Below are 14759 nucleotides of genomic sequence, written 5' to 3' on the forward strand. Positions count from 1 at the left end.
GGCGTTGATTTTTGGCACGCTGTTGAGTTCTCAAGGAACGGACGCTTCCTTCGTACTCACCCTCTCGGGCTTTCCTCCGGGCGCTTCCCTTCGGTCTTTCGTGTTTCCAGTCTAGCAGATCCGTTTTCCGTTTCCGCCACCCGCTGGAGCGGGCTGCCGGGCCGTTCTTCGCTTTCGCGTTTCCCTTTCCGGCGGTTCCGACTCTATCAGATCCTTTCGGGCCTGATTCCCAGTCAGCGGGGTTTGTCTTTCCGGCTGTTGGGCCGTTCCGACGTTTCAAACCCTAGCGGATTTCCCGGGCGACTCATAATCGAGTCTTCGAAATGTATTTCGGCACGCCGAAATACGTCCCGGTCGGGAGTCCGTGCTGAGTTTGGTTGCCGCTGCTGCGGCGGGATCGGCTGCCGCAGAACCGTTACGGCTCCGTGGCAACCCGAAGAACTTTACGGATCCGGGAGGGGTGTGTCAACCCCGCCCCGAGGGCGGCTAGTCCAGGTCCGTGAGCCGGCCGCCCGCGTCCGGCTGGGCGTGCTCCACGCGGCGCAGCAGGCGGATCAGCATGTCGCCCAGGGCGCCCCGCTCGTCGGGTGAGAGGTCCTGGAGCAGGTCCTCCTCGAAGGCGGTGGCCATGCGCATGGCCTCCAGCCACTTGGTGCGGCCCTCGTCGGTCAGTTCCACGATCACGCGTACCCGGTTGTTCTCGTCCCGGTCGCGGGTGACGAGGCCCTCGGCGGCCATGCGGTCGATGCGGTGGGTCATGGCGGCGGGGGTGAGGCCGAGGCGCTTGGCGAGCTCGCCGGGGCCGAGCCGGTAGGGCGCGCCGGAGAGGACGAGGTGCTTGAGGACCTCCCACTCGGCGTTGCTGATGCCGAGCTCGGCGACCTGGCGGCCGTACGCGACGTTCATCCGGCGGTTCAGCCGGCCGAGGGCCGAGACCACCTTCTCGACCTGGGGGTCGAGGTCGCGGAATTCGCGCTGGTAGGCGGCGATCTGCTCGTCGAGGCTCGGTTCCTGCGTGTCGGACATGCGGGGAGTATCCCATGGCACTCGTTGGCGTTGAAGTCCTTCGATGTGTACAGTTAAGCATCGAACTTTAGTGTTGAAGTCTTCAGGACTGAGTCCTCCGGTTTCGAAGTAGGTGAGTGTGACCAAGGCGATGGGCGCTGCGATGCGCCGGATCCAGGCGGGGAACGTGCTGAGCGCGTTCGGGCTCGGGTTCACCGTTCCGTATCTCTATGTGTATGTGGCTCAGGTGCGGGACCTGGGCGCCGGTACGGCGGGGGCCGTGCTGGCGGTCTTCGCCATGGCCGCTCTGGTGGTCCTCCCCTTCACCGGGCGGGCCATCGACCGCCGGGGCCCGCTGCCCGTCCTGGTGGGGGCCGCGCTGCTGGCCGCCGTCGGGGCCCTGGGCATGGGGCTGGCGGGCAGCGTCCCGTCCGTCGTCGGCGCGGCGGCACTGCTGGGGGCCGGTACGGCCGTGATGCAGCCGGCGCTCGCGACGATGATCGTCTGGTGCTCGTCCACCGCGACCCGGACCCGCGCGTTCGCCATGCAGTTCTTCCTCCAGAACCTCGGCCTCGGCATCGGCGGCCTGATCGGCGGCCAGCTCGTGGACGAGAGCCGGCCCGGCAGCTTCCTGCTGCTCTTCTCGATCGAGGCCGCGATGTTCCTGGTCCTCGCCGGGATCGCCGCCACCGTGTCCATGCCGCGTACGCCGTCGATCGGTCAGGCACCTACGGCGGGCAGGGCCGCCGGCGGGCTGCGGGCCCTGCTCGGGCACCGGGCCATGGTGCAGCTGTGCGTCCTGGGCTTCGTGTTGTTCTTCGCCTGCTACGGACAGTTCGAGTCGGGTCTGGCCGCGTACGGGACCGAGGCCGCCGGTATCGAGCCGTCGGCGCTCGGCATGGCCCTGGCGGCGAACACGGCCGTCATCGTGGCCGCGCAGTTCCTGGTGCTGCGGTTCGTGGAGCGGCGCCGGCGGACGCGGGTGATCGCCTGGGTCGGGCTGATCTGGACCGTGGCGTGGCTGTGCGCGGGGTACGCGGGGCTGGGGCACGGCAGCCGGACGATGGCGACGGCCGCGTTCATCGTGACGTACGGCCTGTTCGGGCTGGGCGAGGCGATGCTGTCGCCGACCGTGGCGCCGCTGGTCGCCGACCTGGCGCCGGAGTCGATGGTCGGGCAGTACAACTCGGCCTTCGCGCTGGTCAAGCAGCTCGCGCTGGCGGTGGGGCCGGCCGTGGGCGGGCCCATGGGGGCCGCGCTGCACGGGCCGTACATCGTGACGTTCGTCCTCTTCTCGCTGGGCATCACCCTGCTGGCGGTGCGGCTCGGCAGGCGGCTCACCCCGGCGCAGGACCACCCGTACCTGGTGGCCGGGTCGCGGGTCGTGGCGCAGCGCACGCCGGAGAGGGCCGTGGAGGCTGCCGCCTGACCTAGCCCGGCAGGGCGAACTCGCACCAGACCGCCTTGCCGCCGCCCGGGGTCCGGCGGCTTCCCCAGGACGAGGCGATCGTGGCGATGATCGAGATGCCACGGCCCGCCTCGTCCTCCGTTTCGGCGCGGCGGCGGCGCGGCAGGTGGTCGTCGCCGTCCGTCACCTCGATGATCAGGCGGCGGTCGGTGCGGCGGAGTCTGAGGCGCATCGGCGGGGTGCCGTGCTGGAGGGAGTTCGCCACCAGCTCGCTGGTGGCGAGCACGCCCAGGTCGCGCAGCTCGACGGGGAAGCGCCAGCTGGAGAGGACCCCGGACGCGAAGGCACGCGCGCGTGGCGCCGCTTCGATGCCGCCGAGCAGGTCGAGGGCGGCGTTGTGGAACAGCTCGGCGTCCGGGCCCGACCGGGACGGGTGCTGGCAGACCAGGACGGCGACGTCGTCGTCGTGCTCGGCGGTGACGCCGAGGGCCCGCAGCAGCCGGTCGCAGACGACCTGGGGGGTGCCGTCGGCACCGGACAGGGCGCGCTCAAGGGATGCGACGCCCTCGTCGATGTCCTCGCGGCGCCGCTCGACCAGGCCGTCCGTGTAGAGGACGGCGGTGGAGCCGGGCGGGAGGGCGATGGTGCCGGAGGTGTGGAGCCAGCCGCCGGTGCCGAGCGGGGGGCCGGTCGGTTCCTCGGCGCGGCGGACGGTGCCGTCCTCGTCCCGGACGAGGATCGGGAGGTGCCCGGCGGAGGCGTAGACGAGGCGGCCCTCGTTGGGGTCGTGGACGGCGTAGACGCAGGTGGCGATCTGGCTGGCGTCGATCTCGGCGGCGAGGCCGTCCAGGAGCTGGAGCACCTCGTGGGGAGGCAGGTCCAGGCGGGCGTAGGCCCTGACCGCGGTGCGCAGTTGGCCCATGACGGCGGCCGCGCGGACGCCGCGGCCCATCACGTCGCCGATGACGAGCGCGGTGCGGCCGGCGCCCAGGGTGATCACGTCGTACCAGTCGCCGCCGACGGCCGCGTCCGTACCGCCCGGCTGGTAGGTGGCGGCGACGCGGAGGTCGTCGGGCTGTTCCAATTCCTGGGGCAGCAGTGACCTTTGCAGGGTGACGGCGGTCTCGCGGTGGCGGCGCTCGCTGGCCCGCAGCCGCTCGGCCGCCTCGGCGTGGTCGGTGACGTCCGCGGCGTGGACGAGGACGCCGGAGCCGGTCGTCCCCCGCAGGCCGACGGGCAGGCAGGTCACCGTGTACGAGCCGCCCGCGCGGGTGCGGCGGGACTTGACCGTGCGGGGCCTGCCGCTGCGCAGCACCTGGTCCATCAGCGGCGGCAGGCCCAGCTCGGCGAGCTCCGGGCAGGTGGTGGCGACCGTCGTGCCGGCCGGGCGGGGGCCGAAGGCGGCGGCGTAGGCGTCGTTGACGTACGCGACGCGGTGGTCGGCGCCGTAGGTGAGGGCGACGAGCCCGGGGAGGCGGCCGAGGAGCTCTCGTACGGAGAAGTCCTCCAGGGCGGGGACGTCGTCGGGCACGGGCTCCAGCCGCTGGTCGGACTCACCTCGCGCCGCGGGTACGGAGTCGCCCCGCTGCGCCGGCGGGACCCCGGGGTCGGTGCCGCGCGCGGCGGCACGGCGCTGCGTGCCGGGGAGCCGGGCGCTCCAACGCGTGAAGTTCACGGATCTGTATGCCTCATGGTGTCGTTGCCGTGCTGAGTCACTCTGTGCAGGTGTGAGCCCACCTATGGTCACACGTCCAGTGTGACCGACCGCACTGACAGCGGGCGTCTGTCGTCACTCCGCCTCGTCGGTGGCGCCCTGTCGTCAGGAGCGGCCCGTTGCCGCTCCCCTCAGTCGGACTTGGCTCCGCCGTCGGCGGTTCCGCCCTTCGACGCCTCGTCGTCGGGTTCGGGTGGCGGCGGCCCCGCGGCGAGTTCGAACTCGGCCCGCGGATGCTCCAGGGATCCGAGGGAGACGATCTCCCTCTTGAACAGGCCGGCGAGGGTCCACTCGGCCAGCACGCGCGCCTTGCGGTTGAAGGTGGGGACGCGGCTGAGATGGTACGCCCGGTGCATGAACCAGGCGGGGTAACCCTTGAGTTTGCGTCCGTAGACGTGGGCGACGCCCTTGTGGAGGCCGAGGGAGGCGACGGACCCGGCGTACTTGTGGCCGTAGTCCTTGAGGGGCCGCCCCTGGAGTGTGGCGACGAGGTTCTCGGCGAGGACCTTGGTCTGGCGCACGGCGTGCTGGGCGTTGGGCGCGCACTCCCTCCCCGGTTCGTCGGCGGTGATGTCGGGGACGGCGGCGGAGTCGCCGGCCGACCAGGCGTGCTCGACCCCCTCGACGGCGAGGCGGGCGGTGCACTTGAGGCGGCCGCGTTCGTTCAGGGGCAGGTCGGTGTGGGCGAGGACGGGTGCGGGTTTGACCCCGGCGGTCCACACGACGGTACGGGTCGGGAAGCGGCTGCCGTCGCTGAGGACGGCGACCCGGTCCTCGCACGACTCCAGGCGGGTTTCGAGGCGGACGTCGATGTTGCGGGCGCGCAATTCGCGCACGGTGTACTTGCCCATGTCCTCGCCGACCTCGGGCAGGATGCGGCCGGTCGCCTCGACGAGGACCCATTTCAGGTCCTGTGGCTTGATGTTGTGGTAGTACCGCGCGGTGTAGCGGGCCATGTCCTCCAGCTCGCCGAGCGCCTCGACCCCGGCGTAGCCGCCGCCGACGAAAACGAAGGTGAGGGCGGCGTCGCGGATGGCGGGGTCGCGGGTGGAGGAGGCGATGTCCATCTGCTCGATGACGTGGTTGCGCAGTCCGATGGCCTCCTCGACGGTCTTGAAGCCGATGGCGTACTCGGCCAGGCCGGGGACCGGGAGGGTGCGGGAGACGGATCCGGGCGCGAGGACCAGTTCGTCGTAGGTGAGCTGGACCGGCCCGGCGCCCTCCTCGTCGGTGGCGAGGGTGGTGACGGTCGCCGTGCGCTTGGCGTGGTCGACGGACCTGGCCTCGCCGATGACGATCCTGCACTTGTCGAGGACCCGGCGCAGCGGGACGACGACGTGCCGTGGCGAGATGTTGCCGGCGGCCGCCTCGGGGAGGAAGGGCTGGTACGTCATGTACGGGTCCGGTGTGACCACCGTGATCTGGGCCGTGCCGCTTCTCAGCTCGGCCTTGAGCAGCCGTTGGAGGTGCAGCGCGGTGTACATCCCGACGTAGCCACCGCCGACAACGAGAATGCGCACAGGTTCGGTCACCCTCCCATGACGCAACGGGCTTCGGGGTTTGTCCACAGGCCCGGCACATCATGTGACCGGAGGCAGGGCGGGGCGCGGGGTGGCGCGGAGGGTGGGCACGGCGAAAGGCCCGCAGGTCAGGGGGCGGGAGAGGGGTGGCGGGAGGGGGCAGAATCGGGAGTCTTCCGGTCCTTGCTCCGATCGGGGGGCGCACCGGTCGGAACTGCCCCTTCTGAATTGACCTCGACTCAACTATGTTCGTATGTCGTCGGGGAGTCGGGTCACTGCGCATGACCTGAGCGTGTGGACCGGTCCCCGGTTGTCAGGGTGGGGGAGTCTCCGGGGGGAGACACATCATTACCGGGGGAACATTCATGCATATTCAGGATTCGCGTTGGTCGACCGCCGTCGCATCGGCGTCCACGTCCCCGTCCGCGGACGGGCTGGGCGGCGGGATGAGCGGCCGGGTCGGAGCGGGCGGGCCGTCGAGTCGTACGGCGCCGCTGCGGGTGGACGCGCAGCGGAACCTCGAGCACGTGCTGCGGGCGGCTCGGGAGGTGTTCGGCGAGCTCGGGTACGGGGCGCCGATGGAGGACGTGGCGCGCAGGGCGCGGGTCGGGGTCGGGACGGTCTACCGGCGGTTCCCGAGCAAGGACGTGCTGGTGCGCCGGATAGCCGAGGAGGAGACCGCCCGGCTCACCGAGCAGGCGCGTACGGCCCTGGGGCAGGAGGAGGAGCCGTGGTCGGCGCTCTCCCGGTTCCTGCGGACGTCCGTCGCCTCGGGCGCGGGGCGTCTGCTGCCGCCGCACGTGCTGCGCGTGGGCGTGGACGAGCCGGGCGAGGCGCCGGTGGCCGTCGGCGTGGCCGAGGAGACGACGCGGGTGCCGCAGCAGCGTGCGGGGTCCGCCGTCCCGGCGGTCGGTGGGCAGCCGGAGCTGCGGGTGGTCCCGCCGCGTGCGGTGCCGGTGGCCGAGCTGGACGACGCGGGTGCGTCGGAGCTGCTGGAGGTCGTCGGCCAGCTGGTCGACCGGGCCCGGGAGGCGGGCGAGCTGCGCGGTGACGTGACGGTGGCGGACGTGCTGCTGGTCATCGCCACGGCGGCGCCCTCGCTGCCGGACGCGGCACAGCAGAGCGCCGCGTCGGCACGGCTCCTGGAGATCCTGCTGGAAGGGCTCCGCTCCCGGCCGGCGTGAGCGCGGGGCGTGGGGTGGCCCGGGGAGCCGGGTCACCCGAACGGGGCAGCTCCGGTTCCGGCGTTCGGGTCGTTTCCACGGACGGGTGGTTGACGGGCGCTTGCCCCCGGCGAGGCCGGTTCCCTGTGGCACTCTGACCCCTGTCCGGGTCTGAGGCAGTGGTACGGGGGCTTCCGCGATGAGCGGTGACGGTCGCGACGAGCCGTTCGGCGGCGGGGCCACGGAGGCGGACGGGTTGTTGCCGTCGGCGTCCGGGCCGTCCACGCCCGCGGTGGGGGCCTCGCCCAAGGTGCCGAGTCAGGGCGGGCCCGGCGGTGCCCCGGCGCCGCCCGCGCGGGACGACGTCGAGGCGCCCGTGCCCGCGCAGCGCGAGCACCGGTCGGCCGGGAGCGCCGGTTCGGTGCTGCCGCCGCCCGTCGAGCGGCCCCCGTCGGACGCCGAGCTGGTCCGCCGGACGCGCGGCGGTGACGACTCCGCGTACGAGGAGTTGTTCCGCCGGCACGCGGAGGCGGTGCGGCGCTACGCCCGGACGTGCTGCCGTGACGCGCACACCGCGGACGACCTGACGGCGGAGGTGTTCGCCCGGACCCTCCAGGCGGTGCGCGGCGGAGCGGGGCCCCGGCAGGCGGTGCGGGCGTACCTGCTGACGACGGTGCGGCGGGTGGCCGCCTCGTGGACGAGCACGTCCCGGCGGGAGCAGTTGGTCGAGGACTTCGCGGTGTTCGCGGCGGACGCGGTGCGCGCGTCGGCCGTGTCGGACGCCGCCACGCTGGAGCTGGGCGCCGACGTCCGGGCCATGCACGAGGCCGAGCAGTCGCTCGCCATGCGGGCGTTCCGTTCGCTGCCCGAGCGGTGGCAGGCGGTGCTGTGGCACACCACGGTGGAGGAGGAGTCGCCGAGCGAGGTGGCGCCGCTGTTCGGGCTGACCGCCAACGCCACGGCGGTGCTGGCCAGCCGGGCCCGTGAAGGGCTGAAGCAGGCGTACTTGCAAGCGCACGTGAGCCGGTCGCTGACCGCGGGCGGGGACTGCGCGCGGTACGCGGACCGGCTCGGGGCGTACGCCCGGGGCGGGTTGCGGATGCGGGCGGAGCGGGGCTTGCGCCGGCACTTGGAGGAGTGCGCCCGGTGCAGGCTGGCGGCGGGTGAGCTGGAGCAGGTCAACGCCGGGATCCCGGCGCTGCTGCCGGCCGCCGTCGTCGGCTGGTTCGCGGCCGGGTACTCCGTCAAGGCCGCCGGGCTGGTGGCCGGTGGGGCGGCGGGCGCGGCGGGTGCGGTGGGCGCCGGTGCGGGAGCGGCGGCCGTGACGGGTGGCGCTGGTGGTGCGGGTGGTGCGGGTGGTGCGGCGGCGGGGGCCGGTGGAGTGGCCGGTGGCGCCGCCGCCGAGGGGCTCGGTGCCCCGGCGAAGGCGGGTATCGCGGTGACGGTGGCCGTCACCGCCGTGGCGGGCGTGGTGTGGGCCCTGTCCGGCAGCCCCGGACCCCCGGCGGGCCCGGAGGCGCGGCCACCGGCCGTCGGACCCGCCCCGCCGCGGCCGGTGGCCGAGCCGGGCACCCCGGCCCCGCCCCCGGACCCCGCGCCCGCGCCGGAACCAGTGGCCCGGCCCGGCGCCCGCCCGGCGGAACCGGCACCGGCCGGCCCGTCCGCCCCGGCGCCCGTACCCGCGTCGCCGGCCCCCGCCGCACCCGAGCCCGCGCCCACGCCGCCGCCCGCGCCACGCCCCGCGCCACCCGCCCCGCCGGCCCCGGTGCCCGCCCCTCCGACGGCGCCCGTGCCGCCCTCCCCGCCGCCCGCCGTGTACCGGGTCGACCGGCTCGGCTACGACCTCCAGGGCGACCACACCGGGCCGGAGGTCCGGCTCGGGGCGTCGAGCTGGATGTGGCAACGCTGGGGGATGTCGATCGGCGGCCGGCGGTACGGGCACGGCGTGACCGTGCGCGCCCGCTCGTCGCTGACCATCGACCTGCACCGCCCCTGCTCGTCCTTCCGGGCGTTCGCCGGTGTGGACGACATGGCGCTGGGGCTCGGCGCGGTGCGGTTCTCCGTGTACGGGGACGGGGCGCGGCTGTGGCGCTCCCCGGTGCTGCGTGGCGGCGACGCGGCCGTACCGGTGCGCGTCCCCGTCACCGGGATCGGCACCGTCCGCCTGGTCGTCGAACCCGCTCCCGGCGCCCCCCTCGGCGCGGTGGCGCCCGTCGGCTGGGCGGAGTCGCGGATCATCTGCGGCTAGGTCGTGTCCGCAAGGTCTCGCCTGGCCCTTCGCCGTACGTCAACGCCCCGGTGCCGCACCGGGGCGTGCGCCCGGCGGTCAGGAGCGGAGGGTGGGGCGCGGGGGGACCCCGCCGGCCACGGCGCGCTGCCGGGGGGCCGCCGAGCCGGTCCAGCAGGTGCCCCGGCGGGCCAGCAGGCGGCGCAGCCACAGTTCCGTGGAGACCAGGTCGGCGAGCCCGTCCAGGGGGACCGGCTCGCCCTCGGTGGCGGCGCGGAGGGCCTTGCGGACGACCCGCGCCTCGATGAGGCCCGCGTCCGCGAGGAGCGGGGCCTCGAAGAGGGCCAGCAGCCCAGGCAGCGCGGCCCGCAGCCCGGCCCGGTTGGCGGCGGCCGTCGGGGCGTGGGAGGTGGCGCCCCAGCCGGGCGGCAGGTCGTGGATGCCGGCGCCCGCGAGGACGGCGCGGAGGATCGCCGCGCGGGCGCCGGGCCGGACCCGCAGCGATTCGGGCAGGTCGCGACAGGCCCGTACGACCTGGTTGTCGAGGAACGGCGAGTGCAGGCGCTGGCTGCGGACCTCGGCGGCCTGCTCCAGGATGCGGTGGTCCGCCGCGTACCGGGCCAGGGCCGCCCGGGCGCGTGCCTCGCCGGGGCGCTGGACGGACGTGGGTCTGGTCGCGGCCTGGTTGAGGCGAACCGATACTTCCGCGAGGGCCTCACCGGTGAGCCAGCGGGCGGCGGGCCCGGGCCGCGCCCAGGTGAGGGCGGCGAGCGAGGCGCCGAGCGGCCCGCCGGGGGCGCCGGGGCTGCGGTTGGCCTCCAGGAGCCGGCCGGCGGCCGATTCCAGACCGGCGCGGTAGGGCGTACGGGCGAGTCTGCGGGCCGCCCGGTAGACGGTCAGCGGAACGAGCAGGGAGCCGGCGGAGGGCCCGGTGGCCTTGGCGAGGGCGGTGACGGGCCGCAGCAGGTGGCGCCGTCTGCGGTCCATCAGCAGGTCGGCCAGGCGCGCGGGGTGGGCGTCGAGCACCTGCCGTGCGCCGTGTCCGGTGAAGTGGTCGGCGCTGCCCGCCGCGAGGCGCCGCCGGTGCCGTTCGGCGGTCACCAGGGAGGGCCCGGGCTCGTCGGTGAGGGGGCCTTCCAGCTCGGCGTACGGCAGGGCCTCCTCGGACGCGGCGACGACGACGTGGTGCAGGCGCGGGTTCTCGGCGATGGCGCGGGCGCGGGTCCGCTCCGCCTCGGCGTCCCGCCCGCCGGTGGCCAGATCGTTGAAGGTGACGGCGAGCAGCCGCTCGCCCGCGCCGGTGCCCTGCCCCAGGATCGTGCCCGGTACGCCGGGCAGGCCGGCCGCCAGCAGCGCGAGCGTCCCGGACGCGCTGCCGCCGGACAGGTCGGCGCCGATGCCCGGGACGGGGGCCCCGCGGGCGGCGCGCCGCTCGGCGGGGCCCATGCCGGGGACGGGGCCGGGGTCGGGCGGCAGGGTCTCGGGGGCGTGCCGGGGGGCGGTGAGGCGCGCCCGTACCGCCTCGACCAGCGCGTCCCGTACGCCGTCCACCGCCCGGTCGGGGTCGACCTGGGGCGCGGCGACGGCGAGGGAGGCGACCGGTTCGTACCCGGTGATCTCGCGGGAGCCCTCGCGCAGCACCAGGGCGTGGCCGGGCGGGACGCGCCTGACACCCACGTACGGGGTCGAGTCGCTGAGCGCCTCCGGGGTTTCGGGGCAGGCGAGCAGGGCGGCGAGGTGCCCGATGTCGAGCTGGGCCTCGATGAGGTCGGCGAGAGGCAGGGCGGCGGTGGCGTACGCGGTGCCGCCCGCCCAGGGAGTGTGGAAGACGGGCCGCGCGCCGGCCAGGTCGCCGGTGACGATGATGCGGCGGCCGACCTGGACGACGGCGGTGTAGCTGCCCGGCCAGGCGGTGAGGTGGCGCATGGCGCCGCCGCGCGCGGCGAGCAGCCCGAGCCTGAGCTGGTCGTCGTCGGCGGCGCAGCAGCCCAGGACGGCGAGGCGGGCGACGGGGGCCCCGCCGTGGGAGCCGCCGTTCGCACCGCCGTGGTGGTTGCCGCCGTTCGCACCGCCGTAGTGGTTGCCCGGGGTGCTCCCGGGGAGGCGGGAGCCGGGGTCGAGGCTGACGAGGCGGATCTCGTCGGGACGCCAGTCGCCGACCGCCCACAGCGGATCGGGGTCGCCCCACAGCAGTTGGGCGCCGACGGGGTGCACGGTGCGGTTCTCGTCATCGCCGCCGACGGCCCCGGCGGCGGCGAAGCCCGCACCGAAACTCGCGGCGATACTGCTCCACCCCACCAGCCACCGCATCGCCGCCTCCACAGCCTGTGGACAACTCAGCACTCTTGATGGAGACATGCTGCCACGACAACGGCGTGCGGGAGGGACTACGGGGCGCGCCCCGTCAAATGGGAACGCGCCCCTGGCATTGGCCACTTGGCGCCGGAACGGGCGAGGGTTCGACGAGCTGAACGAGGGGCATCATTCAGCCAACTTTCGTGACCGCCCGAACCGTACAAATGTTGACAGAGTTACCCACAAGCTCAGTCCGGGAGGCGCTGTCCGCCTCCCGGACCGGTCCGCCACCCGCGGGGATTGAGGCGGCGGTGTCCCCCAGCCCACCGCTTCCAGTACGGCGGGCCGACCCACGCAGACCCATGGAAGCGCTCCCCCACGCCACGAGCCAGAGCGCACGGACAGGCGCACGGCCACACACCCGGAGCACGGCGGGGGCGCGCCCCCGCCGGCCCGGGGCGCGCGCCGTCCGCCGGCCGCCACCGGCGGGCCGTGCGACCCGGCCGCGCAGCGCCCGCGCACCCTTCGGGCGCCGCCGGGCGGTGTGCCCCGTTCGCGCACAACAATCTCGCCATACGGAACACCGCCCCTTAACGGTGGGGATGCGGCGAACTACGCTGGGTTTACGAATGCCGCGCGCCTATGCATGGCGTCTCGGCGGCCGTCTGTGGGTCGAGGGGTGGCGCATGTCCAGGGAGCAACGCGGGCCGAACGAGAAGCTCGGCACCGTTCTCGCCCTCGCGGGAATCAGCAACGCCGGCCTGGCCCGGCGGGTCAACGACCTCGGGGCGCAGCGCGGTCTGACCCTGCGGTACGACAAGACGTCGGTCGCCCGGTGGGTGTCCAAGGGGATGGTCCCCCAGGGCGCCGCGCCGCACCTGATCGCGGCCGCGATCGGGCAGAAGCTGGGCCGCCCGGTGCCGCTGCACGAGATCGGCCTCGCCGACGCCGACCCCGCTCCCGAGGTGGGGCTGGCCTTCCCGCGCGACGTGGGCGAGGCGGTGAGGTCCGCCACCGAGCTGTACCGGCTGGATCTGGCCGGACGGCGGGCCGGTGGTGGCGGGATCTGGCAGTCGCTGGCCGGATCCTTCGCGGTCAGCGCCTATGCGACGCCCGCCTCGCGCTGGCTGATAACCCCCGCCGACTCCTCGGTGGAACGGTCCGTGCACCCGGCACCGGACGGCGCCGCCGACGAGGCCGGTGCGGTGCGGGTGGGGCACAGCGACGTGGCGAAGCTGCGGGAGGCGGCGGAGGACGCCCGGCGCTGGGACTCCAAGTACGGGGGCGGTGACTGGCGCTCCTCGATGGTGCCCGAGTGCCTGCGGGTGGACGCGGCGCCGCTGCTGCTCGGCTCGTACTCGGACGAGGTGGGCCGGGCGCTGTTCGGGGCGACCGCGGAGCTGACCCGGCTGGCGGGCTGGATGGCCTTCGACACCGGTCAGCAGGAGGCCGCCCAGCGCTACTACATCCAGGCGCTGCGGCTCGCGCGGGCGGCCGCCGACGTGCCGCTCGGCGGGTACGTGCTGGCGTCCATGTCGCTCCAGGCGACCTACCGGGGCTTCGCCGACGAGGGCGTCGACCTGGCGCAGGCGGCGCTGGAGCGCAACCGGGGCCTGGCCACCGCCCGGACCATGTCCTTCTTCCGGCTGGTGGAGGCGCGGGCGCACGCCAAGGCCGGGGACGCGGCGGCGGCGGGGGCGGCGCTGCGGGCCGCGGAGGGGTGGCTGGAGCGGTCCCGGGAGGGCGACCCGGACCCGTCCTGGCTGGGCTTCTACTCCTACGACCGGTTCTGCGCGGACGCCGCGGAGTGCTACCGGGACCTCAAGGCACCGCGCCAGGTGCGCCGCTTCACGGAACAGGCCCTGTCGCGGCCGACGGAGGAGTACGTCCGCTCGCACGGTTTACGCCTGGTGGTGAGCGCCGTGGCCGAGCTGGAGTCGGGCAACCTGGACGCGGCCTGCGCGGCCGGCACGCGCGCGGTGGAGGTGGCCGGGCGGATCTCCTCGGCGCGGACGACCGAGTACGTGAGGGACCTGCTGCACCGCCTGGAGCCGTACGGGGACGAGCCCCGGGTCGCGGAGCTGCGGGAGCGGGCCCGCCCGCTGCTGATGGCTCCGGCGTGAGCCGTGTCCCACCTGGTTTAAGGCCATTGTCAGTGGGCCAGTGCACTATCTGGGGTGGGAGGTGGCACAGGTGTCCGCGTTCGGCGATGGCAGATTCGACTGCGACGTGCTCGTGATCGGCGGCGGGATCGTCGGTCTGTCGACGGCGTACGCGATCACGCGCGCCGCCCCGGGGACGCGCGTGGTGGTGCTGGAGAAGGAGCGGGGCCCCGCGCTCCACCAGACCGGGCGCAACAGCGGCGTGATCCACAGCGGCATCTACTACCGGCCCGGCTCCCTCAAGGCGCGGTACGCGGTGCGGGGCGCCGCGGAGATGGTGAAGTTCTGCGCCGAGTACGGCCTGCCCCACGAGGTCACCGGCAAGCTGATCGTGGCGACCGAGCGGGCCGAGCTGCCCCGGCTGCACGCGCTGGTCCAGCGGGGCCGGGAGAACGGCATCCCGGTGCGCGAGCTGGGCCCGGCCCAGATCACCGAGTACGAGCCGCGGGTGCGGGGCCTGGCGGCGATCCACGTCGGTACGACCGGGGTGTGCGACTACGGGGCGGTGGCCGCCCAGCTCGCGGAGTCCTCCGGTGCCGAGGTCCGGTACGGGGCGGAGGTCACCGCCGTGGACCGGCGCCCCTGGGGCGTCGCCGTGCGGACGGCCGGCGGGGCGATCGTGCGCAGCCGGGTCCTGGTGAACTGCGCGGGCCTGCACTGCGACCGGGTGGCCCGGCTGGCGGGTGACGACCCGGGCATGCGGATCGTCCCCTTCCGGGGCGAGTACTACGAGCTGGCCCGGCCGGAGCTGGTCCGGGGCCTGGTGTACCCGGTGCCGGACCCGGCGTTCCCGTTCCTGGGCGTGCACCTGACGCGCGGGATCGACGGGGGCGTCCACGTCGGGCCGAACGCGGTGCCCGCGTCGGCCCGCGAGGGGTACCGCTGGTCCGTCGTCCGGCCGGGCGAGCTGGCCGGGACCCTGGCGTGGCCGGGCTCCTGGCGGATCGCCCGCCGCCACTGGCGGTACGGGGCGGGGGAGGTGCACCGGTCGGTGTCCAAGCGGGCGTTCACGACGGCGGTGCGGCGGCTGCTCCCGGCGGTCGAGCCCGGGGACCTCCACCGCGCCCCGGCGGGCGTCCGCGCCCAGGCGGTGCTGCGGGACGGGACCCTGGTCGACGACTTCCTGATCCGCGAGGCCCCGCGGACGGTCCACGTGCTGAACGCCCCGTCCCCCGCGGCGACGGCGTCCCTGCCGATCGGCCGCGAGGTCGCCCGGCGGGCCCTGACGCACCTGGGGTGACCCCGGCGGCCGCCGGTGGGCCGCC

At 74.7% G+C, this 14759-nt stretch carries 9 protein-coding genes; 5 read left to right on the plus strand and 4 right to left on the minus strand.

Going from position 1 to position 14759, the window contains the following annotated elements; translation table 11 throughout:
- Positions 1-486: 486 nt before the first annotated feature.
- Positions 487-1026 carry a MarR family winged helix-turn-helix transcriptional regulator gene (locus ACZ7LK_RS26965; RefSeq protein WP_392276875.1) on the minus strand — a complete coding sequence of 180 codons (540 nt, stop codon included), beginning with the start codon at positions 1024-1026 and terminating at the stop codon, positions 487-489.
- 130 nt (positions 1027-1156) lie between these two features.
- Here ACZ7LK_RS26965 and ACZ7LK_RS26970 point away from each other — a divergent pair, with 130 nt between their 5' ends.
- Positions 1157-2434, plus strand: a complete 1278-nt coding sequence (locus ACZ7LK_RS26970; RefSeq protein WP_392276887.1) for an MFS transporter — start codon at positions 1157-1159, stop codon at positions 2432-2434.
- A gap of 1 nt (position 2435) precedes the next feature.
- Here ACZ7LK_RS26970 and ACZ7LK_RS26975 read toward each other — a convergent pair whose 3' ends face one another.
- Together ACZ7LK_RS26975 and ACZ7LK_RS26980 are read right to left on the minus strand one after the other, a co-directional pair.
- Positions 2436-4088 carry an ATP-binding SpoIIE family protein phosphatase gene (locus ACZ7LK_RS26975; protein ID WP_392276874.1) on the minus strand — a complete coding sequence of 551 codons (1653 nt, stop codon included), beginning with the start codon at positions 4086-4088 and terminating at the stop codon, positions 2436-2438.
- A 170-nt stretch (positions 4089-4258) separates the two neighbouring features.
- Positions 4259-5659: an NAD(P)/FAD-dependent oxidoreductase gene (locus ACZ7LK_RS26980; protein WP_392276873.1), complete on the minus strand. Its 1401-nt coding sequence runs from the start codon at positions 5657-5659 to the stop codon at positions 4259-4261.
- A 353-nt stretch (positions 5660-6012) separates the two neighbouring features.
- Here ACZ7LK_RS26980 and ACZ7LK_RS26985 point away from each other — a divergent pair, with 353 nt between their 5' ends.
- Complete coding sequence (locus ACZ7LK_RS26985; protein ID WP_392276872.1) at positions 6013-6831, plus strand: TetR/AcrR family transcriptional regulator; 819 nt, start codon at positions 6013-6015, stop codon at positions 6829-6831.
- Positions 6832-7009: 178 nt separating this feature from the next.
- Complete coding sequence (locus ACZ7LK_RS26990; protein ID WP_471143871.1) at positions 7010-9058, plus strand: sigma-70 family RNA polymerase sigma factor; 2049 nt, start codon at positions 7010-7012, stop codon at positions 9056-9058.
- A 78-nt stretch (positions 9059-9136) separates the two neighbouring features.
- On the opposite strand, the gene ACZ7LK_RS26995 is transcribed toward ACZ7LK_RS26990, so the two are convergent.
- On the minus strand, positions 9137-11347 hold the full coding sequence (locus ACZ7LK_RS26995) for an asparagine synthase-related protein (RefSeq protein WP_471143873.1): 2211 nt from the start codon (positions 11345-11347) through the stop codon (positions 9137-9139).
- A 671-nt stretch (positions 11348-12018) separates the two neighbouring features.
- On the opposite strand from ACZ7LK_RS26995, the gene ACZ7LK_RS27000 reads away from it, so the two are divergent.
- On the plus strand, positions 12019-13455 hold the full coding sequence (locus ACZ7LK_RS27000; protein ID WP_392276869.1) for an MFS transporter: 1437 nt from the start codon (positions 12019-12021) through the stop codon (positions 13453-13455).
- 61 nt (positions 13456-13516) lie between these two features.
- Complete coding sequence (lhgO, locus tag ACZ7LK_RS27005) at positions 13517-14734, plus strand: L-2-hydroxyglutarate oxidase (RefSeq protein ID WP_392276868.1); 1218 nt, start codon at positions 13517-13519, stop codon at positions 14732-14734.
- The last annotated feature ends 25 nt before the right edge of the window (positions 14735-14759 follow it).

This window comes from Streptomyces sp. NPDC039423 (assembly GCF_055598725.1).